Raw genomic sequence first — 25774 nt, 5'->3', positions numbered from 1 at the left:
GGCAATGACCGACGGTTTTTCCCAGCGCACGCCGCAACAAGCCCTGGCCGCGCTGCTAGAGCGCTTCACCCCGCAGCGCCTGCTGCTGGTGGGCAGCCGCTTCCCGGCCCTGGATGCCTTCGCCCAGGCGCACCCCCAGGTGGCCATCGAAACCTGCGCGCCGGGGCCATTGCCGGCAGCGCTGGCTGCGCAGCGCTTCGACCTGGCAGTGCTGGTGGACTGCCTGGAACACCTGCCCAAACGCACCGGCCTGCAATTGTTGGGCGGCATCCGCAACCTCAACGCAAGCCGGGTTGCAGTGCTGGCCGACCTGCCCGCCTGCGGTTGGCAAGACACCGATTTCTTTTCGCTGGCGCTGTCGGCCAGCGAGAAATTCCGCCGCGACGAGCAGGTGTTGAGCTTGTTCACCTATGATCTACATGACTACAAGCAGGTCCCGGACTGGCTCAACGCCAAGTTCTGGGCCAACCCTGAAAACTTCGGCAAGTATTGGTGGTGATGATGAGTGTCTCGGTTTGCCCTTGTGGCAGCGGCAACCTGCTCGACGCCTGCTGTGGGCATTACCATGCCGGCACTGCGGCTCCAGACGCCCAGACGTTGATGCGTTCGCGCTACAGCGCCTATGTATTGGGGCTGGTCGACTACCTGGTGGCCACTACCCTGCCGGCCCAGCAGGAGGGGCTGGACCGTGCCGCCATGGCAGCTTGGAGCGCCCAGAGCACCTGGCTGGGCCTGGAGGTGGAAAGCGCCGAAGTACTCGGCGGCCAGCCCGAACACGCCTTCGTGACGTTCACCGCACGCTGGCATGACCAGGCGGGCGACCATCAGCACCGCGAGCGCTCTGCTTTCGTGCAGCACGAGCGGCGCTGGTATTTCATCGACCCCACCGTTGCGCTCAAGGCCGGCCGCAACGACCCCTGCCCCTGCGGCAGCGGGCAGAAATTCAAGAAATGCTGTGCCAGCTACGTTGGCAATTGAACATGATTGCCGCCACCCGCCTGCTCGTGCTCGGCGCCCTGCTGGGGCTGCTGGCGGGCTGTGCGAGCTGGGGCGACGATGATACGCGCGAGCCGGAATTGCACCTGGACAAGGTGGAAACGGTAAAGGCGCGGCTGCTGCAGCAGGAATTCGTCCTGCACCTGCGCGTCGACAACCCCAACGACAGCCGCCTGTTCATTCGCAACCTGAGCTATTCGGTGTGGCTCGACGACCTGCTGCTGGCGCAGGACGAAGTGAGCCTCTGGCGCAGCGTCGGCGGGCATGCCCGGCGCACGTTCAAGATCACCGCGCGAACCAACCTGTGGCAGCACCTGAAGCCGTTGGCCAAGCTGCTCAAAAGCGGGCAGCCACTGCATTACCGCCTGCGGGGCGAGCTGGAGACCGGGCTGATCATCCATCAGGACCTGCACTTGTCGCGCAGTGGTGAGATAATCCCCGGCGATCTCATACCGGAGTAACCCTGCAATGACCCAGCAACCCCATGTTCATGGCCCGGACTGCAACCACGGTCACGATCATCAGCATGATCACGACCACGGCCATGTACACGGCCCGCACTGCAACCATGGCCACCAGGAGCCTGTGCGCAACGCCCTGAAGGACGTCGGCCGCAACGACCCGTGCCCGTGCGGCAGCCAGAAAAAGTTCAAGAAGTGCCACGGCGCTTGATGGCTATAAGGCTGTAAGGCTTGAGAAAGCATCTGGGCTGACAAGTGCATGCCTGAAGCCCTCTGGCGCCTGTGAGACCGAGCGCCGCCCGCGCGGCGCTTCGCGGGGCAAGCCCGCTCCCACATCTGTTTCGGGCCAGTTACTTCTGCCTCCTCCGCACTCGTCCCCTTGGCGCATGGCTTGAAATAGATGAAGTAACGGCACTGTTCTCCTCAATATCGAAGGGAACAAACAAGGCGGGCAGCGGTGGCATCACAAGTGTAACTGGCCCGAAACAGACTGTGGGAGCGGGCTTGCCCCGCGAAGCGCCGCGCGGGCGGCGCTCGATCTCACAGGCGCTGAACATCTCAAGGCAGGCACATCTGCGTCCCCTTATCCCGCCTTGCAAGCACACTGAAAACCCTTTCGGCATGCTACCTTTAGCGCCTCTCACAACCCCGCCACGCCCTGCAGGAGCCCTTGTCATGGCCGCCCCCGTCCTTCCTCCCTTCCGCCTGCGGTTCAGTACCACCGCCACGCTGCTCGGCATGCTCGGGCTCGCCGGCTGCCAGATGGGTGGTTACCAGGACAGCGTGCCACCCTCCACTGGCGTTCAGCAACTCAAAGGCCTGGCGCAGAACGTCTCGGTCCGGCGCAACGCCATGGGCGCACCGCTGATCGAAAGCAGCAGTTTCCATGACGCGCTGTTCACCCTGGGCTATGTGCATGCCGGCGATCGCATCGAGCAAATGCTTGCCATGCGCCTGCTCGCCCAAGGCCGCCTGGCGGAGCTGGCCGGCAGCGAAGCGCTGGATATCGACCGGCTGATGCGTGCCGCTAACCTGAAGCAGAACGCCGCCCAGCAGTACGCCGATGCCTCGCCGCGTCTGAAGCGCTTCTTTGAAGTGTATGCCCGTGGGGTCAACGCCTACCTGTTCCGCTACCGCGACAAGCTGCCGGCCAACCTGGCCAGCAGTGGCTATCGCCCGGAGTACTGGAAGCCTGAAGACTCGGCATTGATCTTCAACCTGTACGCCTTCAGCCAATCGGTAAACCTGCAGGAAGAACTCAGCGCCCTGACCCTGGCGCAGAAAGTCGGCAACGACAAACTGCCCTGGTTGTTGCCCGGCGCACCGGACGAGCCGCTGGCAGAAGCCGAGGTGGAAAAACTCAAGGGCCTGAACCTGAGCAGCCAACTGCCAGGTTTGCCCGCGCTGGCAGCAGCCAGCCAGAAACTTGCCGATCTCGACCTGCTCGGCAGCCCCGGTTCGGCCAACCTGGCGCTGGGCCCGCAACGCAGCCGCAGCGGCAAGAGCCTGCTGGCCAGCGACAGCCGTGCAGCCTGGGCGCTGAGCCCGGTGCAGATCCACACCGGCAAGTACCAGGTCGCGGGCCTGTCATTGCCCGGCCTGCCCATCGTGCTGGCCGGCTACAACGGCAAGCTGGCCTGGAGCAGCAGCGCGGTGATGGCCGACAACCAGGACCTGTATCTGGAGCAGCTGCGCCACGCCGGAAGCCAGGTGACCTATCTGGCCGACGGCAAGTGGCTGCCGGCCCGCGCCCGCAGCGAAACCTTCTTCATCCGTGGCCAACGCCCAGTGCGCGAGGTGATGTACGACACCCGGCACGGCACCCTGCTCCCCCAGGCAGGCAGCGCCAGCCTGGGCCTGGCCCTGAGCCTGCCGCAACTCAAGGGCGACCGTAGCCTCGACGCGCTGTTCGACCTGACCCGCGCGCAGAATGTCGAGCGCGCCTTCGACAGCACCCGCGAAGTTGCCACTGCCGCGCTCAACTTCGTCTTCGCCGAGCCCGAGCACATCGGCTGGCAGGTCAGCGGCCGCTACCCGAACCGCCGTGAAGGCCAGGGCCTGCTGCCATCGCCCGGCTGGGAGGGTCGCTATGACTGGGATGGCTATGCCGACCCGATGCTGCATCCCTATGACCAGGACCCTGCGGCCGGCTGGATCGCCCATGCCAACCAACGCAGCCTGCCGCGTGGCTACGGCATGCAGCTGTCGAGTACCTGGTACTACCCTGAACGCGCCGAGCGCCTCGGCCAGCTGGCCGGCAACGGTCGGCACGACAACCGCAGCCTGATGGCCCTGCAGAACGATCAGGTGACGCTGCTGAGCGACAAGCTCAAGCAAATGTTCGACGCCCCCGGCATGGCCCAGCCGCTCAAGCAGGCGATCGACGCCCTGCCTGCATCCCAGCGTGACAAGGCGCGCGACACCCTGGCCCGGCTGAAGGCCTTCGACGGCCGCCTGAGCCCGGTCTCGGCCGATGCAGCGCTGTACCAGCTGTTCCTTCAGGAAGTGGCCCGGCAGACCTTCCTCGACGACCTCGGTCCGGAATCGAGCCCAGCCTGGCAAGCCTTCGTCAGCAACGCCCGCCTGTCGTACTCGGCCCAGGCCGACCACCTGCTGGGCCGCGACGACAGCCCGTTCTGGGATGATCGCACCACGCCGCAGAAAGAGGACAAACCGGCCATCCTCGCCCGCAGCCTGGCGGCCGCCGTGGATACTGGCACCGCGCAACTGGGCAGCGACCGACGCGCCTGGCAGTGGGGCAAGCTGCACCAGTACCGCTGGCCGGCCCCTGCTTACCACGGCCTGGGCGACCCACTGAGCCGCTCACCGATGGCGGCCGGTGGCGATTTCACGACCCTGGCCCTGACCCCTTACGCCTGGGGCAGCGATTTCGACACCCGCCTGCCGGCCTCGGCACGCATGATCGTCGACTTCGGCCAGGCCGAGCCGCTGCAGGTCCTGACCAGCAACGGCCAGTCGGGCAACCCGGCCAGTGCGCACTACAGCGACGGGTTGGACGCCTGGTTCAAGGGGCGGTTCATGAGCCTGCCGCTGCAGCCGCAGAACTTCGGGCGGGCCTATGGCAGCCAGCGGTTGACCCTGGTACCGGGCCGCTAGTGAAAAAAGCCGCCTGGACTGGCGGCTTTTTCTTTCTTGGGGGCGTCAAGCCGTGACGACAGCGAGTTCGATTCGCTGACCGAGTACATGCAATGCATGCTCGACCTGCTCGATCTTCGAACGATGCAAGAGATCCACCAGGCGATCGACCTGAGGGCGATTGATGCCCAGACGCCGCGCCATCTCGGTCTTGCTCACTTTCTGCTCAACCATGGTATTCCACAGGGCTGCCTTCGCCGCCGTCAGGGCCGGCAAGCGTACGACAGGCTGGTCAGCCGATCGCTTGGCAGGTAGCGGTATCGCAATCTTCTGGTCGACATAAAATGAAAGTGCGGACTCCATGGCGTCTACCGCATCGAACAGCGCCTCTTCCTCGGTATCGCCTGCACTGGACATCTCAGGCACATCTGGGCAACTGATCCAGACACTGCCCGCCTCTCGATGAATGATTACTGGATAGTCAAAGGTCATGGTGTTCTCCCCTCATTTCAACATTCGCCCAGGCCCAGATCTTTGAGTATCTTTCTTCTCAGCCCCTCGCCAATCTCTTTGGCGCCGTGGTCGGGGAAAATCGTCTGGCGATTACCGAGGTAAACCTTGAAATGGCTGCCTTTGGCCGGAACGAACGTTACACCTCGGGCGCGTAGCCATCGGCGAAATTCACTGTATTTCATACGGGCCTTCGATTGCTCAATGTGCATTACACGCACACCAAGCGCAACATTTTTGTTGCGCACAATAAATGTGAGCCCGTAGTAAACCGCGAATGGCGGGTCTGCGTTTCTGAACAATGTGTAGTCTTTTTCGCTGCCTCACAACGTTGGAGGAAATGGCCGCCAGCGGTTGACACTGGTGCCGGGCCGCTAGCGGCCAGGGTTCCTCCTGACCGCCCTTGAGCCAGGTGGGAGCCGGCGCTCGTCTTCGTCCGAACTTCCCCCACCCTGTGACGTTCTCAACTGGTAAGCCCTCTACCCAGGCATTGCCATGGACCTCGTCATCGCCCGCCCCGAAGGCCTGTACTGCCCGCCTGGCGACTTCTATATCGACCCTTGGCGTCCGGTCGAGCGCGCCGTGATCACCCACGGTCATGGCGACCATGCCCGCACCGGCAATCAGCACTATCTGACCGCCGCCCCCGGAGCCGGCATCCTGCGCAGCCGCCTGGGCCAAGGCATCGACCTGCAGACCCTGCCCTACGGTGAACGCATCCAGCATCACGGCGTCACCCTCAGCCTGCACCCGGCCGGCCATGTGCTGGGTTCGGCACAGGTGCGTCTCGAGTACCAAGGCGAAGTGTGGGTCGCTTCGGGTGATTACAAAGTCGAACCGGACGGCACCTGCACAGCCTTCGAGCCGGTGCGCTGCCATACCTTCATCACCGAGTCCACGTTCGGCCTGCCGATCTACCGTTGGCCCAGCCAGGCGGATATCTTTGCCGGGATCAATGCCTGGTGGCGGAGCAACTGTGAACAAGGCAAGGCCAGCGTGCTGTTCTGCTATGCCTTCGGCAAGGCTCAGCGAATTCTCCATGGCCTGGACCCGGACATCGGGCCGATCCTCGTGCATGGCGCTGTCGAGCCGCTGAACCGGGTATACCGCGAAGCCGGTGTGCAGCTGCCGACCACCCGCTATGCCGGTGAGGTCCCGCGCAACGACCCGCTGCTGCGCCAGGCATTGATCCTGGCGCCGCCCTCCGCTGCCGGGAGTAGCTGGATGCGCCGTTTCGGCGAATACAGCGATGCCTTTGCCAGCGGCTGGATGCTGTTGCGCGGTACCCGCCGTCGGCGTGGTGTCGACCGTGGCTTCGTGTTGTCCGACCACGCCGACTGGCCGGGGTTGCTGTGGGCCATCGAGCAGACGGGTGCCGAGCGGGTCATGGTCACCCACGGGTCAGTGAATGTGCTGGTGCGCTACCTGAACGAACAAGGCCTGGATGCCCGTGCCTTCGTGACCGAATACGGCGAAGAGGATGACATCACAGCCACGGAGCCCGAGGAATGAAAGCCTTCGCCGAACTGTACCTGCGCCTGGATGCGACCACCTCCAGCAACGCCAAGCTCGAAGCCTTGCGTGACTACTTTGCTGCAGCGCCCGCCGAAGATGCTGCCTGGGCCGTCTACTTCCTGGCGGGCGGGCGTCCGCGCCAGTTGGTGCCGACCCGCGTCTTACGCGAATTGGCCACGGCCTTGGCGGGGTTGCCCGACTGGTTGTTCGAAGAGAGTTACCAGGCAGTCGGCGACCTGGCCGAAACCATCTCGCTGCTGTTGCCGCAAGCCTTCCATGCCAGCGAAGACGGCCTGGCACACTGGGTCGAAGCTCATCTGTTGCCCTTGCGCGGCCTGCCGCCAGAGGAAATCCAGCGACGCCTGCCGCCGCTGTGGGCACAGCTGGACCGCCCCAGCCTGATGCTGTGCCTGAAGCTCATCACCGGCAGCTTTCGCGTCGGTGTGTCCAAGCTGCTGGTCACGCGCGCCCTGGCGCAACTGGCGGGCCTCGATGCCAAGCGCGTGGCCCAGCGCTTGGTCGGCTATACCGATATTGGCCACCGCCCGACAGCCGCCAGCTACCATCGGCTGATCGCCGAAGAATCCAGTGATGAACATAGCCAGCGGGGTGGCCAACCTTATCCCTTCTTCCTCGCTCACGCCCTGCAGGCACCGCCCGAGCAGTTCGAAGCGCTGCTCGGGCCTCCGGCTGGCTGGCTGATCGAATGGAAGTGGGATGGCATACGCGCTCAAGTGGTCAAGCGTGATGGCCAGCTGTGGGTTTGGTCCCGAGGCGAAGAACTGGTCACCGAGCGCTTTCCCGAGCTGCACAGCCTGGCCGAAAGCCTGCCCGATGGTACGGTGCTCGACGGTGAGATATTGGTCTGGAAGCCCGGCGTCGATGCCGGCGTACCGGCAGTGCAGCCGTTCGCCGTGCTGCAACAGCGCATCGGCCGCAAGACCCTGGGCAAGAAATTGCTGGCGGACGCCCCGGTGGTACTGCAAGCCTATGACTTGCTGGAGTGGCAAGGTGAGGACTGGCGCAGCCGGCCTCAACATGAACGGCGCCAGCAACTGCAGCGCCTGTTGGCAGAACATCCCTTGGCCCCCCTGCTGCTTTCACCACTGCTCGAGGGCAACGACTGGCGCGAACTGGCGCGGCAACGCGAGCAATCGCGCAACCTGGGTGTGGAGGGCTTGATGCTCAAGCAGCGTGACGCGCTGTACGGCGTGGGCCGGACCAAGGACATGGGGTTGTGGTGGAAGTGGAAGATCGACCCGTTCAGCGTCGATGCGGTGCTCATTTACGCCCAACGCGGCCATGGCCGCCGTGCCAGCCTCTACAGCGACTACACCTTCGCCGTGTGGAATGCGCCGGCGGGCACGCCCGACCGCGCGCTGGTGCCCTTCGCCAAGGCTTACTCCGGGCTCAGCGACGAAGAGATGCGCAAGGTGGATGCGATCATTCGCAAGACCACGGTGGAAACCTTCGGGCCGGTGCGTAGCGTCACCCCGACATTGGTCTTTGAGCTGGGCTTCGAGGGCATCGCGCTGTCCAAGCGCCACAAGAGCGGTATCGCCGTGCGGTTTCCGCGGATGTTGCGCTGGCGCCTGGACAAACCGGTCGATGAAGCCGACGACCTGGCAAGCCTGCAGGCATTGTTGGTCTGAAAGAAGGCCTCACGGTGAGGCGCGGTTACGGAAATTATGCTTCTATCTTTGTGCCGACCCGTGTCGCAGAACGTTTTCGCCACGCAGCCAGGACCCACATGCACCATTCAACCCACGACTTGCTCTCGCCCGTACCGGGCATTTCCCGCCAATTGCACAGCTTCCACTTCGGCCCACGGGGTGGTGCCAAGGTGTATATCCAGGCCTCGCTGCATGCCGACGAGCTGCCCGGCATGCTGGTCGCCTGGCATCTCAAGCGTCGCCTCGCCGAGCTGGAACAGCAGGGTCGCCTGCTGCGCGAAATCATCCTGGTCCCGGTGGCCAACCCGGTCGGCCTGGAACAGGTGATGCTGGATGCGCCCCTGGGCCGTTTCGAACTGCAGAGCGGCGAGAACTTCAACCGCAACTTCGTCGACCTGTCCGACAGCATCGGCGACCAGATCGAAGGTCATCTGAGCCAGGACCCGGCGCACAACGTGGCGCTGATCCGCGAGTACCTGCGGCGTGGCCTGGATGCCCACCCGGCGCGCACGCCGTTGCAGTCGCAGCGCCTGACCTTGCAACGGCTGGCCTGCGATGCCGACCTGGTGCTGGACCTGCACTGTGATTTCGAAGCGGTCGAGCACCTCTATACCACCCCGGAAGCCTGGCCGCAGGTCGAGCCACTGGCCCGCTACCTGGGTGCCCAGGCCAGCCTGCTGGCCACCGACTCCGGCGGGCAATCGTTCGACGAATGCTTCAGCCTGGTCTGGTGGCAGCTGCAGCAGCGCTTTGGCAAGCACTTCCCGATCCCGCTGGGGAGCCTCTCGGTCACCGTAGAACTGCGGGGCCAGGCCGACGTCAGCCATGACCTGGCCAGCCGGGACTGCCAGGCGATTCTCGACTACCTGACCCACGCTGGCGTCATCGAAGGCACGGCCCACCCACTGCCCGAGCTGCCACGGCCGGCCACCCCACTGGCCGCTGTCGAACCCGTGGCAGCGCCCCTTGGCGGGCTGCTGGTGTATCACGCCCGCCCCGGTCAGCAGCTGGAGGCCGGGCAACTGATCGCTGAAGTCATCGACCCGCTCAGCGACAGGGTGACGGCCGTGCGCAACAGCCAGCCTGGCTTGCTCTACGCCCGCAGCGTGCGGCGCATGGCCACGGCCGGCATGGTCATCGCCCATGTCGCCGGCGAGCAGGTGCTGCGCAGCGGCTACCTGCTGGCCAACTGATCGGTTAAAACCAAAGCGTGCGGCGAGTGGTCTGTAGAAACACAGCCTGCGCAGGACTGCTCGCCCCCATGCCCGCCGCTTCCAACCTCGCCGATACCTGGTTCGCCGCCCGCGGCTGGCAACCCTTCGCCTTCCAGCGCCAGGTATGGGCAGCAGTCGGACGTGGCGAATCAGGTCTATTGCATGCCAGCACCGGGGCGGGCAAGACCTATGCGGTCTGGCTGGCTGCACTGCGCGCCTTCGCCACACCCGCCAGCGGGCGGCAGCCGGCCGCATTGCAGGTGCTGTGGATCACCCCCATGCGCGCACTGGCCGCTGATACCGCGCGCGCGCTGCAAGCGCCGGTGGATGAGCTCGGCCTGAACTGGACGGTCGGCGTGCGCAGCGGCGATACCGCCAGTGCCGAGCGCGCTCGCCAGGCCCGGCGCCTGCCAAGCGTGCTGATCACCACGCCGGAAAGCCTGACACTGCTGCTGACCCGGGCCCAGGCCGCCGAAGACTTCGCCAGCTTGCGCCTGGTGGTGGTAGATGAATGGCACGAGCTGCTTGGCAACAAGCGCGGCGTTCAGCTGCAACTGGCCCTGGCCCGCCTGCGCCGCTGGCATCCGGGCCTGATCACCTGGGGCTTGTCGGCCACGCTCGGCAATCTGCCGCACGCCCTCGACGTGCTGTTGCCGGGCGGTGGACTGCTGGTGAAAGGTCGCCAGGACAAACAGCTGCTGGTCGACACCTTGCTGCCCGATGCCATCGAGCGCTTCCCCTGGGCCGGGCACATGGGCCTGAAGATGCTCGACCAGGTAGCCCATGAACTCGACGCCAGCTCGAGCAGCCTGGTATTCACCAACACCCGTGCCCAGGCCGAACTGTGGTACCAGGCCCTGCTCGACGCCCGCCCCGATTGGGCCGGGCAGATTGCCTTGCATCATGCGTCGCTGGCCCGGGCGACCCGCGACTGGGTCGAGCAGAGCCTCAAGCAGGGCACGCTCAAGGCCGTCATATGCACTTCCAGCCTGGACCTGGGGGTGGACTTCCTGCCGGTCGAACGGGTGCTGCAGATCGGTTCGGCCAAAGGCATTGCCCGCCTCATGCAGCGCGCCGGGCGCTCTGGCCATGCCCCGGGGCGCCGCTCACGCGTCACCCTGGTGCCCACCCATAGCCTGGAGCTGGTGGAGGCTGCCGCCGCCCGGGCAGCCCTGGCCGCCGGCCATATCGAAGCGCGCCGCTCGCCGCGCCTGTGCCTGGACGTGCTGGTCCAGCACCTGGTCAGCATGGCCCTGGGCGCTGGCTTTCGGCCTGACGAACTGCTCGCGGAAGTCCGCAGTACCTGGGCGTTCCGTGAGCTGCGTGACAGCCAGTGGCAATGGGCGCTGGATTTCGTCAATCACGGCGGCCACGCATTGACGGCGTACCCCGACTATCAGCGTGTCGAGGCGCACCCCGACGGGGTCTGGCGGGTGGCCAGCGAGCGCCTGGCGAGGCGTCACCGCATGGGCATCGGCACCATCGTCAGCGACGCCAGCCTGCAACTCAAGTATTGGAGCAAGGGTGGGGGCGGCAAGCACCTGGGCAGTGTCGAGGAAGCCTTCATCGCCCGCCTGCGCCCCGGCGACACGTTGGTGTTTGCCGGGCGGGTCCTGGAGTTGGTACGGGTAGAAGGGATGACCGCCTACGTGCGCCGCAGCACCGCGCGCAAGGCCGCCGTGGCGCGCTGGAATGGCGGGCGCATGCCACTGTCCAGCGAGCTGGCCGACGCCGTGGTCGAACAACTCGATGCTGCGGCGCATGGGGCCTGTCACGGCCCGGAGATGCAGGCCGTGCGGCCGCTGCTGGCCTTGCAGTCGAAGTGGTCAGCCTTGCCCACCCGCGGCACACTGCTGGCCGAAACACTGGGATCACGCCAGGGCTCGCATCTGTTCCTCTACCCGTTTGCCGGGCGCATGGCCAACCTGGGCCTGGCCAACCTGATCGCCTGGCGGGTAAGCCGGGTGCAGCCACTGTCGGTATCCATCGCCGTGAACGACTATGGTTTCGAACTGCTCAGCCCCAGCACCGTGGATTGGGCCAGCTGCCTGCCAGACGCGCTGTCGGGCGACAACCTGCTGGAGGACGTGCTGGCCAGCCTGAACGCTGGCGAAATGGCGCTGCGACGCTTCCGCGAAATCGCCCAGATTGCCGGGCTGGTGTTCGGCGGCTACCCGGCCGCACAAAAGAGCACCCGACAGATTCAGGCTTCCAGCGGGTTGTTCTATGAAGTATTCCGCAAACACGACGCCAGCAACTTGCTGCTCGGCCAGGCGCGCGATGAAGTACTGAACGAAGAACTGGAGATCGAGCGCCTGCACCGGCAGTTGCTCAAGATGCAAAACCTGCAACTGGACCTGCGCATGCTGCAACGGCCTGGCCCCCTGGCATTCGCCCTGCTGGTCGAAGGCATGCGCGAGACCTTGAGCACGGAAAAGCTGGCGGACCGCATTGCACGGATGGTGACCGACCTGGAAAAAGCGGCAAACCGGCCATGACTACCCATCTGCCTGTCGAACACTGTGGCGAAACACTATGGCTGCTTCCGGACAAGGCCATCTATTGGCCGGCCCGCCGCACCTTGCTGGTGGCCGACGTTCATATCGGCAAGGCAGCCAGTTACCGGGCACTGCATCAACCCGTTCCGCGTGGTACCACCAGCGCCACCCTGGCACGCCTGGATAGATTACTGCACAGCTACGCCTGCGAGCAGCTGATCATCCTCGGCGACTTCCTGCATGCCCGCGCTGCCCTGGCGCCGGCGACGCAGGCCAGCCTGCAGGCATGGAGAGCCCGCCACAGCGCGATGCGGGTAGTCCTGGTGCGGGGTAACCATGATCGCCACGCCGGTGATCCGCCGGTGCAACTGGGGATCGAAGTCGTAGACGAACCCCTGTTGCTGGCGCCCTTTGCCCTGCAGCACGAACCGACGCCGCACCCCAGCCACCCGGTACTCGCCGGGCACGTGCATCCGGTGTTCGTGCTGCGAGGGCGGGCGCGGCAAAGGTTGAGGCTGCCGTGCTTCCTGATCGATGCTCAGGTCAGCCTGCTCCCGGCGTTCGGTGAGTTCACCGGTGGTTGGTTGGTCGAGCCAGGTTCCGATACGCGGGTTTTCCTGGCTGGAGGCGACCAGGTCTGGGCGCTGGCCACCTGAGTCAGGCGACAGGAGACGGTGGTGGCTCGTCGGGAAGGGTTGGCTCACCGGGCTCCATCGGGGGATGTTCACCGGGCTCTGGCGGCTGCGGCGTATCAGGATCAGGCTGGTGCGGCACGCCGCCAGCCTGCACGGGCAGCGGGTGCGCCAGCAGTGACCAGGCCAGCAACCCGATCTGGTTGGGCTGCAGTACAGCCAGCTTCGCACTGATTGCGGGGTTGAGTTTCATTGGCAGCTCCTGGACGAGGGCCGACACGCTGCATACGTATCGGCACTGTTCAACCTGTTGGAGTGCCATCAGGGAAACTAATTCCCTGCGCTCGTCGGATCAGGTGCGTGGCAGGGTGACGCCGCGCTGCCCCTGGTACTTGCCGCCCCGGTCCTTGTACGACACTTCACATTCTTCATCGGACTGCAGGAACAGCATCTGCGCCACGCCTTCGTTGGCGTAGATCTTGGCCGGCAGCGTGGTGGTGTTGGAGAACTCCAGGGTCACGTGGCCTTCCCACTCCGGCTCCAGCGGGGTGACGTTGACGATGATGCCGCAACGGGCGTAGGTGCTCTTGCCCAGGCAGATGGTCAGCACATCACGCGGAATGCGGAAGTACTCGACGGTGCGAGCCAGGGCGAACGAGTTCGGCGGGATGATGCACACGTCGCTCTTGATGTCGACGAAGCTGCCGGCGTCGAAGTTCTTCGGGTCGACGGTGGCCGAGTTGATGTTGGTGAACACCTTGAATTCGTCGGCGCAGCGCACGTCATAGCCGTAGCTGGAAACGCCAAAGGAGATGACACGGTTGTCCTGCTCGCCGCGCACCTGGCGCTCGACGAACGGTTCGATCATGCCGTGTTCCTGCGCCATGCGGCGAATCCACTTGTCCGATTTGATGCTCATGGCGGGGTGTCCTGAAGAGTTGCGAGGGGAAAATCCAGACGCGCATCTTACCGGTCCCGGCGCCCGGGTTAAAGTTCCAGTGCCCCATCCCGCGCCGGACGGGGGTTGCAGCCGCCGTCGATCCGAATTTGCGTAAAGCGTTCACAGACCATTGGCAGCTCGTGGAAAGTGGGGTAAGGTGGCGCCACTGTGCTGCACGTGACACCGAGAATCTCTAGTTTGATGCACGATCCTGATCGGCCCATCGCTGAATTTTCTGCTCTCTTTGCGCTCAGTCCCGGCCAGGGTTTTTCCTGACCGTTATCAAATTGTCCAAGGAGACAGAAAAATGTCCAACCGTCAATCCGGTGTTGTTAAGTGGTTCAACGATGAGAAAGGCTACGGCTTCATCACCCCTCAGTCGGGCGATGACCTGTTCGTGCACTTCAAAGCCATCCAAGCTGACGGCTTCAAAACCCTGAAAGAAGGCCAGGCTGTTACTTTCGTCGCTACCCGCGGCCAGAAAGGCATGCAGGCTGAAGAAGTTCAGATCGCCTAAGTCGATCTCAGCTTCCTAGCTTTCAAAAAAACCCGCCTTCTGGCGGGTTTTTTTATGCCTGACTGAAAAATATCCGCGGCCTTGTGGGAGCGGCCTTGCGTCGCGAAAGGGCCGCAAAGCGGCCCCAGCTATACTTGCCTGATGCACACATATTGGGGGCGCTTCGCACCCCTTTCGCGACGCAAGGCCGCTCCCACAGGTTTCAGTCCTCGCTGATGGTGATGCTCGGCATCGCCGGCGCCGCTGCTTCCTGCAGCACGATCCGTGCGCCCACCTGGCGGGCCAGTTCCTGGTAGACCATGGCAATCTGGCTTTCCGGCTCGGCGATCGCCGTTGGCTTGCCGCTGTCGGCCTGCTCGCGGATCAGCATCGACAGCGGCAGCGAGGCCAGCAGGTCGACGCCGTACTGCGCCGCCAGCTTCTCGCCACCGCCTTCGCCGAACAGGTGCTCGGCATGGCCGCAGTTCGAGCAGATGTGCACGGCCATGTTTTCCACCACGCCCAGCACCGGGATGTTGACCTTGCGGAACATCTCCACACCCTTCTTGGCATCCAGCAGGGCCAGGTCCTGTGGCGTGGTGACGATCACCGAACCGGCCACCGGCACCTTCTGCGCCAGGGTCAGCTGGATATCGCCGGTACCCGGCGGCATGTCGATGACCAGATAATCCAGGTCGTCCCAGGCGGTCTGGGTCACCAGCTGCAGCAGCGCTCCCGATACCATCGGCCCACGCCAGACCATCGGCGTGTTGTCATCGGTGAGGAACGCCATGGACATCACTTCCACGCCATGGGCCTTGATCGGCACGAACCACTTCTGCTCGCGGATCTGCGGGCGAGTACCCTCGGCGATACCGAACATCACGCCTTGGCTGGGGCCGTAGATATCCGCATCGAGAATGCCCACGCGGGCGCCTTCACGGGCCAGGGCCAAGGCCAGGTTGGCCGCGGTGGTCGATTTGCCGACACCGCCCTTGCCCGAGGCCACGGCAATGATGTTCTTGACGTTGGCCATGGCCGGTACCTGGGCCTGGGCCTTGTGGGCGGCGACGACACAGTCGATCGACACCTGGGCCGAGCTGACGCCGTCGAGATTCTCGATCGCGGTCTGCAGCACCTGGGCCCAACCGTTCTTGAACAGGCCGGCGGCGTAGCCCAGTTGCAACTGCACAGCGACTTGCCCGCCCTGGATGTCGATGGCGCGCACGCAACCGGCGCTGACCGGGTCCTGATTCAGATAGGGGTCGGTGTACTGGCGAAGCACGCCTTCGACGGCGGCACGGGTGACGGCACTCATGGACACTCCCATTGGCAAACTGAGTACGAAACAGACGCCTATCCTAACCCGTCAATCGTCAGCAGATGCGTGCTTGGGGTGAAATATCTTCGCCGGCCCTTTATAGTGGCCGATCACCCTCATTTTTACCCGAGCCAGATAAGTAGCCGAGCCACCATGTCCGAGCCACGTCAGATTCTCGTTACCAGCGCCCTGCCCTATGCCAATGGATCCATCCACCTTGGCCATATGCTGGAGTACATCCAGACGGACATGTGGGTGCGCTTCCAGAAACTGCGCGGCAACCAGTGCATCTACGTCTGCGCCGACGACGCCCACGGCTCGGCCATCATGTTGCGTGCCGAGAAGGAAGGCATCACCCCTGAGCAGCTGATCGCCAATGTCCAGGCCGAGCACAGTGGTGACTTCGCCGACTTCCTGGTGGACTTCGACAACTTCCACTCCACCCACAGTGACGAAAACCGCGAGCTGTCAGGCCTGATCTACGGCCGCCTGCGCGACGCAGGGCACATCGCCACCCGTTCGGTGACCCAGTATTTCGACCCCGAAAAGGGCATGTTCCTGGCCGACCGTTTCATCAAGGGCACCTGCCCGAAATGCGCGGCTGAGGATCAGTACGGCGACAACTGCGAGAAATGCGGCGCCACCTATGCCCCGACTGAACTGAAGAACCCCAAGTCGGCCATCTCCGGGGCCACGCCGGTGCTGCGCGATTCCCAGCACTTCTTCTTCAAGCTGCCTGACTTCCAGGCCATGCTGCAGCAATGGACCCGCAGCGGAACCCTGCAGGACGCCGTGGCCAACAAGCTTGCCGAATGGCTGGATTCCGGCCTGCAGGAGTGGGACATCTCGCGTGATGCGCCGTACTTCGGCTTCGAGATTCCGGGCGAGCCGGGCAAGTACTTCTACGTCTGGCTGGACGCGCCAATCGGCTACATGGCCAGCTTCAAGAACCTGTGCGCACGCCGCCCGGAGCTGGACTTCGACGCGTTCTGGAACGAAGGCTCCAAGGCCGAGCTGTATCACTTCATCGGCAAGGACATCGTCAACTTCCACGCCCTGTTCTGGCCTGCCATGCTCGAAGGTGCCGGCTTCCGCAAGCCGACTGCAGTCAACGTGCACGGCTACCTGACCGTCAACGGCGCCAAGATGTCCAAGTCGCGCGGCACCTTCATCAAGGCCCGCACCTACCTGGACCACCTGCACCCGGAATACCTGCGCTACTACTACGCCGCCAAGCTCGGCCGTGGCGTCGACGACCTCGACCTGAACCTCGAAGACTTCGTGCAGAAGGTCAACTCCGACCTGGTTGGCAAGGTGGTCAACATTGCCAGCCGTTGCGCCGGCTTCATCCACAAGGGCAATGCCGGCGTGATGGTCGCTGGCGATGCTGCGCCGGAGCTGACCGAGGCCTTCCTCGCCGCCGCCCCGTCGATCGCCGAAGCCTATGAGGGCCGCGATTTCGGCCGTGCCATGCGTGAAATCATGGCCCTGGCTGACCGCGCCAACGCCTGGATCGCCGACAAGGCACCTTGGTCGCTGGCCAAGCAGGAAGGCAAGCAGGACGAGGTCCAGGCCATTTGCGCCCAGGGCATCAACCTGTTCCGCCAGCTGGTGATCTTCCTCAAGCCCGTGCTGCCGCTGCTCGCCGCCGATGCCGAGGCATTCCTCAACGTCGCGCCACTGACCTGGAACGACCATCAATCGCGCCTGGAAAACCACCAGCTGAACCCGTTCAAGGCACTGATGAGCCGTATCGAACCTGCCAAGGTCGAAGCCATGGTCGCTGCCAGCAAGGAAGACCTGCTGGCCGCCGAAGCCCAGGCACCCGCCGGCAACGGCGAGCTGACCAAGGACCCGCTGTCTGCCGAAATCGAGTTCGACACCTTTGCCGCGGTCGACCTGCGTGTCGCACTGATCGTCAAGGCTGAAGCCGTGCCCGGCGCCGACAAGCTCCTGCAGCTGACCCTGGATATCGGCGACGAGCGCCGCAACGTGTTCTCCGGCATCAAGTCGGCCTATCCGGATCCCTCCAAGCTGGAAGGCCGCCTGACCATGATGGTGGCCAACCTCAAGCCGCGCAAAATGCGCTTTGGCGTCTCCGAGGGCATGGTCATGGCAGCCGGCCCTGGCGGCGAAGAGATCTACCTGCTCAGCCCTGACAGTGGCGCCAAGCCAGGTCAGCGCATCAAGTAAGCCTTCTGCCCCGGCCTTACCGCCGGGGCAGTTCCATCTGCAGCACCAACGCCGGACGTTCCAGGCGATTCCCAGCTATCGTCATTCACATGAACGACTCCATGCTGATCCTCTTCAGCGCTGCGCTGGTCAGCCACCTGCTTGTGCAAGCACAGCCGTCAAGTCGCCTGCGCCTGCAGGTCTGTGGCCTGGCGGGGGCCCTGTCCATAGTGCTCGGAGCGAGCGGCGGGCAAGTGCTCGAACGGCTCATCGTGGCGCCCTGGCAGTTGCAGGACCTGCGCCTGTTCCTGCTGTTGCCCTGGCTGGCATTGCTGGCATGGGGCGTACCGAAGGTGCTGCGCAGGTTGCGACCGCAGTGGCCCACCAGCGGGCTTGCATTGCCATTGCTGGGCAACGCCTTGCTGCTCGGCCTGACGCTGCAAGTGACGGGAGAGGAAACCTCGTTGCTTGCTACGTTGCGCTGGGGGGCATCGGCCGGCATTGGCTTCTGGCTGGCGCTGGTGCTGTTCGACGACCTGCACCAGCGCAGCCAGCAGGCGGAAGTACCGGCGGCGCTGCGCGGTTTGCCGATTACCCTGATCGGTACAGGCGTCATGGCCTTGGCGTTCTGCGGATTCAACGGACTTTTCATTCAATGAACTTGATTCAACGCATCGATGCCCTGCTGCCACAAACCCAATGTGGCAAATGCGGCCACAACGGCTGTCGGCCCTACGCCGAAGAACTGGCTGCGGGCGGGGCCATCAACAAGTGCCCGCCAGGTGGCAGCGAAACCATCGCTGCGCTGGCAGCGCTGCTCAAGCAGCCATTGCTTGCGCCTGACCCGCTGCGCGGCAGCGCACCGCCCCAGGTCGCCTACATTCGCGAAGCCGAATGCATCGGTTGCACCAAGTGCATCCAGGCCTGCCCGGTCGATGCCATCGTCGGCGCCGCCAAGTTGATGCACACGGTCATTGCCAGCGAATGCACCGGCTGTGACCTGTGCCTGGCGCCCTGCCCGGTCGATTGCATCGAGATGCAGCCACTACCAGCAGGGGTGGTACCGATCGTCAGCGGCCTGGCTCATTCTCCCGAACAACTGCAGGCCCGCCGCCAGCGCCGCGATCAGGCGCGCCAGCGCCACCAACAGCGAAACGCCCGCCTGCAACGCGACATCGCGCGCCGTGAGGCGCAGCGCCTGGCGCGTACGGCCGAAGCCACACAAGGCACGGCAGACCCGATCAAGGCCGCCCTGGAGCGCATCAGGGCGCAGAAAAGCGCCGCTGCCGATGCGCTGCCCACAGGCGCCGGGCATGAACATGGCAAGCCCTGACCCACGGCTACGCGCAGCCATGGGCCTGGTGCTGCTGGCCTGCATACCCGGCTTGCTCGCCACCCTCTGGACACAGGGCTGGGGAGTCCTGTTCAGCCTGTTGCTGTGTGCCAGCAGTGCGCTGTGTTGCGAAGCGGCCTTGCTGGCTGTGCGTCGCCAGCCTGTTCTACCGGCATTGAACGATGGCAGTGCCCTGGTGACTGCCGTGTTGCTGGCCATCGCCCTACCCGGACAGGCGCCTTGGTGGGTGCCAGTGACAGCAGCAGGCATTGCCATAGGTGTCGGCAAGCAGGCCTTTGGCGGAGTGGGCCGCAATCTGTTCAACCCGGCCATGGTCGGTTACGCCTTCGTGCTGCTGAACTTTCCGCTGCACATGAACCACTGGCCCAACCACGCCATTGGCTTTGTCGACAGCCTGCAGCAGGTGGCTGGCGGGGGCGGCCAGATTGATGCCTGGGCGGGGCCGACCATTCTCGATGGCCTGCGCCACAACCGCAGCCTGACCCTCGACGAACTGTTCGCCAGTCACCCCGGCTTCGGCAATGTGGGCGGTCGCAGCAGCGAATGGATCAATCTGGCCTTGCTGTTCGGCGGGCTGTTTCTCTTGCAGCGCAAGGTGATCAGCTGGCATGCCCCGGCAGGGCTGCTGGGTGGCCTTCTCCTGTTCAGCCTGCTGGCCTGGAATGGCTCCGGTTCGGATTCGAACGGCTCGCCACTGCTGCATCTGTTCAGCGGTTCAACGATGCTGGCAGCGTTCTTCATCGCCACCGAGCCGGTGTCCGGCCCAAGGGCGAATCTGGCCAGGCTGCTGTTCGGTTTCGGCGCAGGCGCGCTGATCTACCTGATTCGCACCTGGGGCAGTTACCCGGATGGCACGGCCTTCGCCATCCTGTTGATGAACCTGGCGGTGCCCGCGCTGGATCGGTTCGCCTTGCAGCGCCAACAGGTTGCGCCATGATCGCGCCCGTGCGCAGCAGCCTTTTGCTCCTTGCCGTCGGCGGGTCGGCCATCGCATCAGCGCTGGCTTGGCAGCACTGGACTCGCCCGGCCATCATCGATGCCGAGCGCCAGCTTCAGGCAAGCCAGTTGCTGGCGGTGCTGCCCGCGCAAAGCTACGACAACCGCCCTTTGGACAGCGCGTTGCCATTGCCCGCCGAACAGCCGCAGCACAGCAAGGTACTCGCGGCTTATCGCGCGAGCCACGGGACTTTGCCAACAGCCATCGTGCTGGTGAGCCAGGTGCAGGGCTATGCCGGCCCCATCAAGCTGGCCATCGCCATCGCTGCCGATGGCCGCCTGATCGGCACTCGGGTGGTCGAACAGCAGGAAAGCCCTGGGTTGGGCGGCCAGATTGCCGATCCGCAGTCTGGCTGGCTGAACCAGTTTGCCAAGCACGGTCTTGGCGACCGCTGGGCAATCAGACGCGACCAGGGCGATTTCGATCAGTTGGCCGGCGCGACCGTTACGTCCCGGGCCGTCATCGATGCCCAGCAGGAGGCCTTGCGGTTTTTTGATCAGCATCGCAGCGAACTGCTTGGAACCTCTCCCCATGAATAGATTCTGCCTGCTGATCACCGGCCTGGCTCCGCTGCTTGGCGCGACTGGCACTGTCACCCATGCACTGGCCATCGCCGCGTCCATGTGGGTGATGATCCTTCTCCACCAAGCCTTGCTTGGCCCGCTGCGGGCATCACTCAGCGGCGCCAGGTACTGGCTGGCAAGCCTGCTGCTGCTGGCTGCGCTTGGCAGTTGCCTGCAATTGGCCCTACGTGCCTGGGCATTGCCCTTGGCGCAGACGCTTGGGTTTTATCCGGCGCTGATTTGCCTGCAGTGCCTTGCCGTCGACAGGTTGCTGCCAACAGCAGGGCGCTGGCGGCATCTGTTACGTCATCTGAGTGGCCTGCTGCTCACCTGCCTGCTGCTTGGCGCGGCGCGCCAGTGGCTGGAGGCGTTCGCAGGCATGCACCTGGCCCACCTGCCATCCGGTGGGCTGCTACTGCTCGGCGCGCTGCTGGCCTTGTACAATCGGCTTTGCCTCACCCTCACTCGTCGTCAAGGAAAGCGTTGAAACCATGAATGCCGCCAAACGCCTGGAGATCTTTCGCAGGCTGCACGAAGACAATCCCGATCCGAAAACGGAATTGGCTTACACCACCCCCTTTGAGCTTCTGGTTGCCGTGACGCTTTCCGCACAGTCCACCGATGTCGGGGTCAACAAGGCCACCGCACGCCTGTTTCCGGTCGCCAATACACCGCAGGCCATCTACGCGCTGGGTGTCGAGGGGCTGAGCGAATACATCAAGACCATCGGCCTCTATAACAGCAAGGCCAAGAACGTCATCGAGGCGTGCCGCCTGCTGATCGAGCGCCACGGCGGCGAAGTGCCGCAAACCCGAGAAGCACTGGAGGCGTTACCAGGCGTTGGGCGCAAGACCGCCAACGTGGTGCTCAACACCGCCTTCCGCCAGCCAACCATGGCGGTGGACACGCACATATTCAGGGTCAGCAACCGCACCGGTATCGCGCCTGGCAAGACCGTGCTGGAAGTCGAGAAGAAACTGGTCAAGTTCGTACCCAAGGACTACCTGCTCGACGCTCACCATTGGCTTATCCTGCATGGCCGCTACGTGTGCCAGGCACGCAAGCCTCGTTGTGGCAGCTGCCGCATCGAAGATCTGTGCGAATACAAGCACAAGACCTGCGACGATTGAGCCAATAGCAAAAATGGCTGCGTTGCGATTGAAAAAATCTTTTTTACCGGACATCGCTTTCTCGTTATAAGGACGGCCAATGGCCCTTTGGCTTGGAGCGACTCATGAGTACCGATAAAGACGACCTGTCGATCGAAGATGACTTTGCTACCGCTGACGACGAAGCGGAGCCTCAGGTAGAAACCGCGAAAACCAACCTGAGCAAGCGTCGTACCATTGACAACCTCCTCGAAGAGCGACGCCTGCAACGGCAACTAGCCGATTTCGACTACGACCTTTAGCCCCCACCAAAGCCTCCCTTGCGGAGGCTTTGTCCATGGCTGGTTCAGCTCAGGCCATGGCGGCGGGCCAGCTCGATCAGGTCCACCAGTGAATGGGCATTGAGCTTCAGCAACAGGCGCGTCTTGTAGGTGCTGACCGTCTTGTTGCTGAGGTACATGCTGTCGGCTATCTCCTTGTTGGAGCGTCCCCGCGCCAACTGCTGCAGGACCATCATCTCCCTGGCAGACAGGCGATCGACCATTTCCGTTTCGTTTACTCCTCCAACCCGGCCACGTGACTTGTGCAAGGCCTGGTTCGGGAAATAACTGTAACCAGAGAGCACAGCCTTGATGGCGCTCAGCAGCTCGGTGAGCTCCTGCTGCTTGTATACATAGCCAGCGGCGCCCGCTTGCATGCAGCGCATGGAGAAATGCCCGGGCGCCTGCGAGGTCAGTACCAGCACACGACTGCCAGGACTCGCTGCGGCCATCCGGCCAATGACCTCCAGGCCGTCGAGCTTGGGGATGCCGATATCCAGTACGACAATGTCGGGAAGGTGTTCGCGAGTGAGCTGCAAGGCCGCTATGCCGTTGTCTGTTTCCGCGACAACATCGTACCCATGCCGCTCCATCAGCATGCGCACTGCCAAGCGTATGACCGGATGATCATCCACGATAAGGACTTTGTTCATACGATATCCATCATTCGTTATTTTACTTTGACGACGGCTTCACAATAACCGAGCAGAACGCTCAATGGCGCATCCATTCCCCCCTCAAATAACCGAATAGATGAACCCTACGTCGGTTTGGGAATTTTCCTACACGAAAAAATTTACAACCTTGTCTGTAGAGTGGTTGAGAACTCCTGAATGAGTTTGAGCGATTTGTTCCCGTCACATGCGCCGAACAATTACCGCCCCCGGAAAAAGTCCACAATTTGGTTGAGGCAGTCAGTGGGTTATTCATAGGCAACACATGCAGGAGGCCACTAACATGACTGAGAACCAACCTGTCGCTCCGCTGACGATAATCGCCATATTTGCAGGCATTATCGAAGCCTCTGCCTTGGCTACCTTGCCTTTCCTCAGCGATAAAAGTCAGACCTACTACACCTGGTTCCTTGTAGGATTTCCTTTCTTCCTCACGGCACTGTTCTTCCTCACCCTGAACTTCAACTCCAAGTCCTTCTACAAGCCTGATCAGGCCGGGCCTCAGCCAAAAGCCGAGCCAGCGCTGCGCTCCGATACACAAGAAACAGTGACCGTGATGTTCTCCGGCCCTGACGCCCAGAAACGGATAGAACAACATGTCATGCAAGCCATTGCCCAACCGCTTGCCGAAAACAGGCACTGGCGCTTGTGCAATATGGATCTGCAACAGTGCGTACACCTATCAACCACCCGCCTGAGGGATGAGCCATGACATCGATCAGCCCCCATTCAAGAGGGCAAAAAAAACCCCGGCCAGAGCCGGGGTTCGTTTGCCGCTTCAGCCGGGTGCTCAGAGCATCCCACGACCTTTGTTGGCAGCGATGCGCATGCGCAGCGCGTTGAGCTTGATGAAGCCGGCAGCATCGGCCTGGTTGTAGGCGCCGCCATCTTCTTCGAAGGTCGCGATGTTGGCATCGAACAGCGAGTCGTCCGACTTGCGGCCAACCACGATGACGTTGCCCTTGTACAGCTTCAGGCGCACGACGCCATTAACGTTGACCTGCGAAGCGTCGATCATCTTCTGCAGCATCAGACGCTCCGGACTCCACCAGTAGCCGGTGTAGATCAGGCTGGCGTATTTCGGCATCAGCTCGTCTTTCAGGTGAGCGACTTCGCGGTCCAGGGTGATCGACTCGATGGCACGGTGGGCCTTGAGCATGATGGTGCCGCCAGGGGTCTCATAGCAGCCGCGGGACTTCATGCCCACGTAACGGTTCTCTACGATGTCCAGACGGCCGATACCGTTGGCGCCGCCGATGCGGTTCAGTTCGGCAAGCACGGTGGCCGGGGTCATGTCGACGCCGTCGATGGCGACGATGTCACCATTGCGGTAGGTCAGTTCGATGTAGGTAGCCTGGTCCGGGGCGTTCTCTGGCGAGACGCTCCAGCGCCACATGTCTTCTTCGTGCTCGGTCCAGGTATCTTCCAGCACACCGCCTTCGTAGGAAATGTGCAGCAGGTTGGCGTCCATCGAGTATGGCGACTTCTTCTTGCCGTGACGCTCGATCGGAATGCCATGCTTTTCGGCGTAGTCCATCAGCTTTTCGCGGGACAGCAGGTCCCACTCGCGCCATGGAGCGATGACCTTGACGCCAGGCTTGAGCGCGTAGGCACCCAGCTCGAAACGGACCTGGTCGTTACCCTTGCCGGTCGCGCCGTGAGAAATGGCGTCGGCGCCGGTTTCGTTGGCGATTTCGATCAGGCGCTTGGCGATCAGCGGGCGGGCGATGGAAGTACCCAGCAGGTACTCGCCTTCATAGACGGTGTTGGCGCGGAACATCGGGAAGACGAAATCACGCACGAATTCTTCGCGCAGGTCGTCGATGTAGATCTCTTTTACGCCCATCGCCTGAGCTTTGGCGCGAGCCGGCTCGACTTCTTCGCCCTGACCCAGGTCAGCGGTGAACGTCACCACTTCGCAGTTGTAGGTATCCTGCAGCCACTTGAGAATCACCGAAGTATCAAGGCCGCCGGAATACGCCAGTACGACCTTTTTTACGTCCGCCATGCCATCACTCCACGGGGTTGTACGGAAAGGGACCGATTCTACCGGCGTTGCGGATAAATTTACAGTGGGGCGACAGCTTCTGACGACAAAGCGACAGGAACTGTCGGTAGCGCGACGTGCTTGCCGTAAAGGGTTCAGCGCCTATCAGATCGAGCGCCGCGCGGGCGGCGCTCGATCTGATAGGCGCTGAAGATGTTGTGGCAAGCACCCTGTGGCGCCGATGCAACCCCGAGTCATACCCCAGGCATACACCTTGAAATCAGGGTGCCTTCGCTCCGGGCGCTGGCGCAGCTGGCGCAGGCGGAACAGCAGATGCAGCCGGCACCGTTTGCTGCACCACCGGTTTCTCTGCCATCGCCACCCGATCCAGCTCGATATTCACCCGCCGGTTACGTGCCCGATTGGCCGGACTGTTGTTTTTCACCAGCGGATAGCGCTCGCCATGGAAGCGCACGACGATCTGTTCTTCCGGCACACCATGGGCCTTGAAGTAATCGGCAACGGCCAAGGCCCGACGTCGCGAAGCATCGCGATTGGTCAGGCGGTTACCACTGTTGTCGGAATGGCCGTTGAGTTCGATGTGGTTCACCGTCGGGTCAGCCTTGAGGTAATCGAGGATCACGTCCAGCCGCGCACGGGCATCGGCGTCCAGGTCGAAGCCACCGCCCGGGAAGCCCACCTGGGTCTGGCGCACCTGGTCATAGTTCATCGGCAGCATCTTGCTGGCACAGGCCTGATAGTCGCCGTAGGCCTTGGCGAAGCTGACCGGCAGCACGCGTACTTCCATCGCCCTGCCGCCTTCGCCGGTGTAATTGCGCACCACCGTGCTGCGTCCATCGAGCAGGCCGTTGATCAGGCGGCTGGCCTGGCTCTGCGACGAGCTGAACAGCACGCCGCTGCGGGCCATGCGCACAGCGCCGAGGTTCACATCCGCGCGGCCCGGCTGCCAAGGGGCAGCGGCAGCCAGCAAGGTGGCCGAACCTGCGCCAAGCACATTACTGTGCGAACGCAGCTGGAACACCGGCTGCTCACCGGCCTTGCGCACGAACTCGCCACTGCCGAAACCGTCGATCGGCTGGATCAGGCGGCATTCGAACTGGTCACCCTCGACTTTCCAGGCGACATTCTCCATGCGGGTCTGGAAGGTCAGTGCACCGGCCGGCAGGCTGGCGACAAGGGTCAACAGGGCTAGGTAACGCTGGCGCACGGGTGGCTCCACAAATTC

Annotated in this window: 27 protein-coding genes and 1 pseudogene; 20 read left to right on the top strand and 8 right to left on the bottom strand. The window is 63.4% G+C overall.

Translation table 11 applies throughout. The features are described from left to right. The first annotated feature begins 4 nt into the window (after nt 1-4). The 5 genes from L6D64_RS07450 to L6D64_RS07430 all read left to right on the top strand — a co-directional run bounded on the left by L6D64_RS07450 (nt 5) and on the right by L6D64_RS07430 (nt 4574). On the top strand, nt 5-499 hold the full coding sequence (locus L6D64_RS07450) for a DUF6231 family protein (RefSeq protein WP_176507399.1): 495 nt from the start codon (nt 5-7) through the stop codon (nt 497-499). A gap of 2 nt (nt 500-501) precedes the next feature. After that, nucleotides 502-978: a YchJ family protein gene (locus tag L6D64_RS07445; protein ID WP_054885840.1), complete on the top strand. Its 477-nt coding sequence runs from the start codon at nt 502-504 to the stop codon at nt 976-978. A gap of 2 nt (nt 979-980) precedes the next feature. After that, nucleotides 981-1457: an LEA/WHy family protein gene (locus tag L6D64_RS07440; protein ID WP_176507398.1), complete on the top strand. Its 477-nt coding sequence runs from the start codon at nt 981-983 to the stop codon at nt 1455-1457. A 7-nt stretch (nt 1458-1464) separates the two neighbouring features. After that, a complete protein-coding gene (locus L6D64_RS07435; RefSeq protein WP_060486211.1) occupies nt 1465-1668 on the top strand; it encodes an SEC-C metal-binding domain-containing protein in 204 nt (67 codons plus the stop codon). Nucleotides 1669-2132: 464 nt separating this feature from the next. Next, complete coding sequence (locus L6D64_RS07430; RefSeq protein ID WP_176506042.1) at nt 2133-4574, top strand: penicillin acylase family protein; 2442 nt, start codon at nt 2133-2135, stop codon at nt 4572-4574. A 45-nt stretch (nt 4575-4619) separates the two neighbouring features. On the opposite strand, the gene L6D64_RS07425 is transcribed toward L6D64_RS07430, so the two are convergent. Then, entirely contained in the window at nt 4620-5045 is a 426-nt protein-coding gene (locus L6D64_RS07425; RefSeq protein ID WP_176506041.1) for a type II toxin-antitoxin system HicB family antitoxin, read from the bottom strand. Between the two features lie 17 nt (nt 5046-5062). Then, nucleotides 5063-5248, bottom strand: a complete 186-nt coding sequence (locus L6D64_RS07420) for a type II toxin-antitoxin system HicA family toxin (RefSeq protein WP_176506048.1) — start codon at nt 5246-5248, stop codon at nt 5063-5065. A 310-nt stretch (nt 5249-5558) separates the two neighbouring features. Here L6D64_RS07420 and L6D64_RS07415 point away from each other — a divergent pair, with 310 nt between their 5' ends. The 5 genes from L6D64_RS07415 to pdeM all read left to right on the top strand — a co-directional run bounded on the left by L6D64_RS07415 (nt 5559) and on the right by pdeM (nt 12619). Next, entirely contained in the window at nt 5559-6575 is a 1017-nt protein-coding gene (locus tag L6D64_RS07415; protein ID WP_176506040.1) for a ligase-associated DNA damage response exonuclease, read from the top strand. After that, complete coding sequence (locus L6D64_RS07410) at nt 6572-8230, top strand: ATP-dependent DNA ligase (RefSeq protein WP_176506039.1); 1659 nt, start codon at nt 6572-6574, stop codon at nt 8228-8230. Before L6D64_RS07415 ends, L6D64_RS07410 begins: the two co-directional genes overlap by 4 nt. 98 nt (nt 8231-8328) lie before the next feature. Beyond that, nucleotides 8329-9444: a succinylglutamate desuccinylase/aspartoacylase family protein gene (locus tag L6D64_RS07405; RefSeq protein ID WP_176506038.1), complete on the top strand. Its 1116-nt coding sequence runs from the start codon at nt 8329-8331 to the stop codon at nt 9442-9444. Between the two features lie 68 nt (nt 9445-9512). Next, a complete protein-coding gene (locus tag L6D64_RS07400; protein ID WP_176506037.1) occupies nt 9513-11963 on the top strand; it encodes a ligase-associated DNA damage response DEXH box helicase in 2451 nt (816 codons plus the stop codon). Further along, the gene (gene pdeM, locus L6D64_RS07395) at nt 11960-12619 is read left to right on the top strand and encodes a ligase-associated DNA damage response endonuclease PdeM (RefSeq protein WP_176506036.1); all 660 of its coding nucleotides are present in this window, start codon (nt 11960-11962) and stop codon (nt 12617-12619) included. Before L6D64_RS07400 ends, pdeM begins: the two co-directional genes overlap by 4 nt. Nucleotide 12620: 1 nt before the next feature. On the opposite strand, the gene L6D64_RS07390 is transcribed toward pdeM, so the two are convergent. Both L6D64_RS07390 and dcd read right to left on the bottom strand, forming a co-directional pair. After that, nucleotides 12621-12848 (bottom strand): hypothetical protein, encoded by a 228-nt coding sequence (locus L6D64_RS07390; RefSeq protein ID WP_099815169.1) that lies wholly within the window; start codon nt 12846-12848, stop codon nt 12621-12623. A gap of 99 nt (nt 12849-12947) precedes the next feature. Beyond that, entirely contained in the window at nt 12948-13514 is a 567-nt protein-coding gene (gene dcd / locus L6D64_RS07385) for a dCTP deaminase (protein WP_003254920.1), read from the bottom strand. Nucleotides 13515-13842: 328 nt separating this feature from the next. On the opposite strand from dcd, the gene L6D64_RS07380 reads away from it, so the two are divergent. Beyond that, nucleotides 13843-14052, top strand: a complete 210-nt coding sequence (locus L6D64_RS07380) for a cold-shock protein (protein WP_003254922.1) — start codon at nt 13843-13845, stop codon at nt 14050-14052. A gap of 202 nt (nt 14053-14254) precedes the next feature. Here L6D64_RS07380 and apbC read toward each other — a convergent pair whose 3' ends face one another. Next, entirely contained in the window at nt 14255-15349 is a 1095-nt protein-coding gene (gene apbC / locus L6D64_RS07375) for an iron-sulfur cluster carrier protein ApbC (protein ID WP_054885851.1), read from the bottom strand. Nucleotides 15350-15505: 156 nt separating this feature from the next. Between apbC and metG the strand changes: the two genes are divergently transcribed. The 8 genes and pseudogenes from metG (at nt 15506) to L6D64_RS07335 (ending at nt 21849) form a co-directional block, all read left to right on the top strand. Next, on the top strand, nt 15506-17545 hold the full coding sequence (gene metG / locus L6D64_RS07370) for a methionine--tRNA ligase (protein ID WP_054885852.1): 2040 nt from the start codon (nt 15506-15508) through the stop codon (nt 17543-17545). An 89-nt stretch (nt 17546-17634) separates the two neighbouring features. Continuing rightward, nucleotides 17635-18183: an Rnf-Nqr domain containing protein gene (locus L6D64_RS07365; RefSeq protein WP_236192362.1), complete on the top strand. Its 549-nt coding sequence runs from the start codon at nt 17635-17637 to the stop codon at nt 18181-18183. Further along, a pseudogene (locus L6D64_RS07360) lies at nt 18180-18818 on the top strand (RnfABCDGE type electron transport complex subunit B); the annotation flags it as partial. The gene L6D64_RS07365 and the pseudogene L6D64_RS07360, both read left to right, overlap by 4 nt. A 25-nt stretch (nt 18819-18843) precedes the next feature. Continuing rightward, on the top strand, nt 18844-19815 hold the full coding sequence (locus L6D64_RS07355; protein ID WP_176506047.1) for an RnfABCDGE type electron transport complex subunit D: 972 nt from the start codon (nt 18844-18846) through the stop codon (nt 19813-19815). Next, nucleotides 19812-20414, top strand: a complete 603-nt coding sequence (locus L6D64_RS07350) for an RnfABCDGE type electron transport complex subunit G (protein ID WP_176506034.1) — start codon at nt 19812-19814, stop codon at nt 20412-20414. Before L6D64_RS07355 ends, L6D64_RS07350 begins: the two co-directional genes overlap by 4 nt. Further along, nucleotides 20407-20925, top strand: a complete 519-nt coding sequence (locus tag L6D64_RS07345) for an Rnf-Nqr domain containing protein (protein ID WP_176506033.1) — start codon at nt 20407-20409, stop codon at nt 20923-20925. Before L6D64_RS07350 ends, L6D64_RS07345 begins: the two co-directional genes overlap by 8 nt. 4 nt (nt 20926-20929) lie before the next feature. Next, entirely contained in the window at nt 20930-21568 is a 639-nt protein-coding gene (nth, locus tag L6D64_RS07340; RefSeq protein WP_054885856.1) for an endonuclease III, read from the top strand. A gap of 104 nt (nt 21569-21672) precedes the next feature. Next, complete coding sequence (locus tag L6D64_RS07335) at nt 21673-21849, top strand: PA3496 family putative envelope integrity protein (protein ID WP_027918964.1); 177 nt, start codon at nt 21673-21675, stop codon at nt 21847-21849. Between the two features lie 44 nt (nt 21850-21893). Here the strand turns inward: L6D64_RS07335 and L6D64_RS07330 are convergent, their stop codons facing one another. Then, the gene (locus tag L6D64_RS07330; protein WP_176506032.1) at nt 21894-22520 is read right to left on the bottom strand and encodes a response regulator transcription factor; all 627 of its coding nucleotides are present in this window, start codon (nt 22518-22520) and stop codon (nt 21894-21896) included. Nucleotides 22521-22824: 304 nt separating this feature from the next. On the opposite strand from L6D64_RS07330, the gene L6D64_RS07325 reads away from it, so the two are divergent. Next, nucleotides 22825-23253, top strand: coding sequence for a hypothetical protein (locus L6D64_RS07325; RefSeq protein ID WP_176506031.1), 429 nt, complete (start codon nt 22825-22827; stop codon nt 23251-23253). Between the two features lie 78 nt (nt 23254-23331). On the opposite strand, the gene L6D64_RS07320 is transcribed toward L6D64_RS07325, so the two are convergent. After that, a complete protein-coding gene (locus L6D64_RS07320; RefSeq protein ID WP_054885859.1) occupies nt 23332-24549 on the bottom strand; it encodes an argininosuccinate synthase in 1218 nt (405 codons plus the stop codon). A 259-nt stretch (nt 24550-24808) separates the two neighbouring features. Beyond that, entirely contained in the window at nt 24809-25756 is a 948-nt protein-coding gene (locus tag L6D64_RS07315; RefSeq protein ID WP_176506030.1) for a flagellar protein MotY, read from the bottom strand. Nucleotides 25757-25774: the final 18 nt, after the last annotated feature.

Source organism: Pseudomonas urethralis (assembly GCF_021602465.1).
Classification (GTDB): domain Bacteria; phylum Pseudomonadota; class Gammaproteobacteria; order Pseudomonadales; family Pseudomonadaceae; genus Aquipseudomonas; species Aquipseudomonas vlassakiae.
Note: the sequence above shows the minus strand (reverse complement) of the source record. Positions and strands in the feature narration are given on the sequence as shown.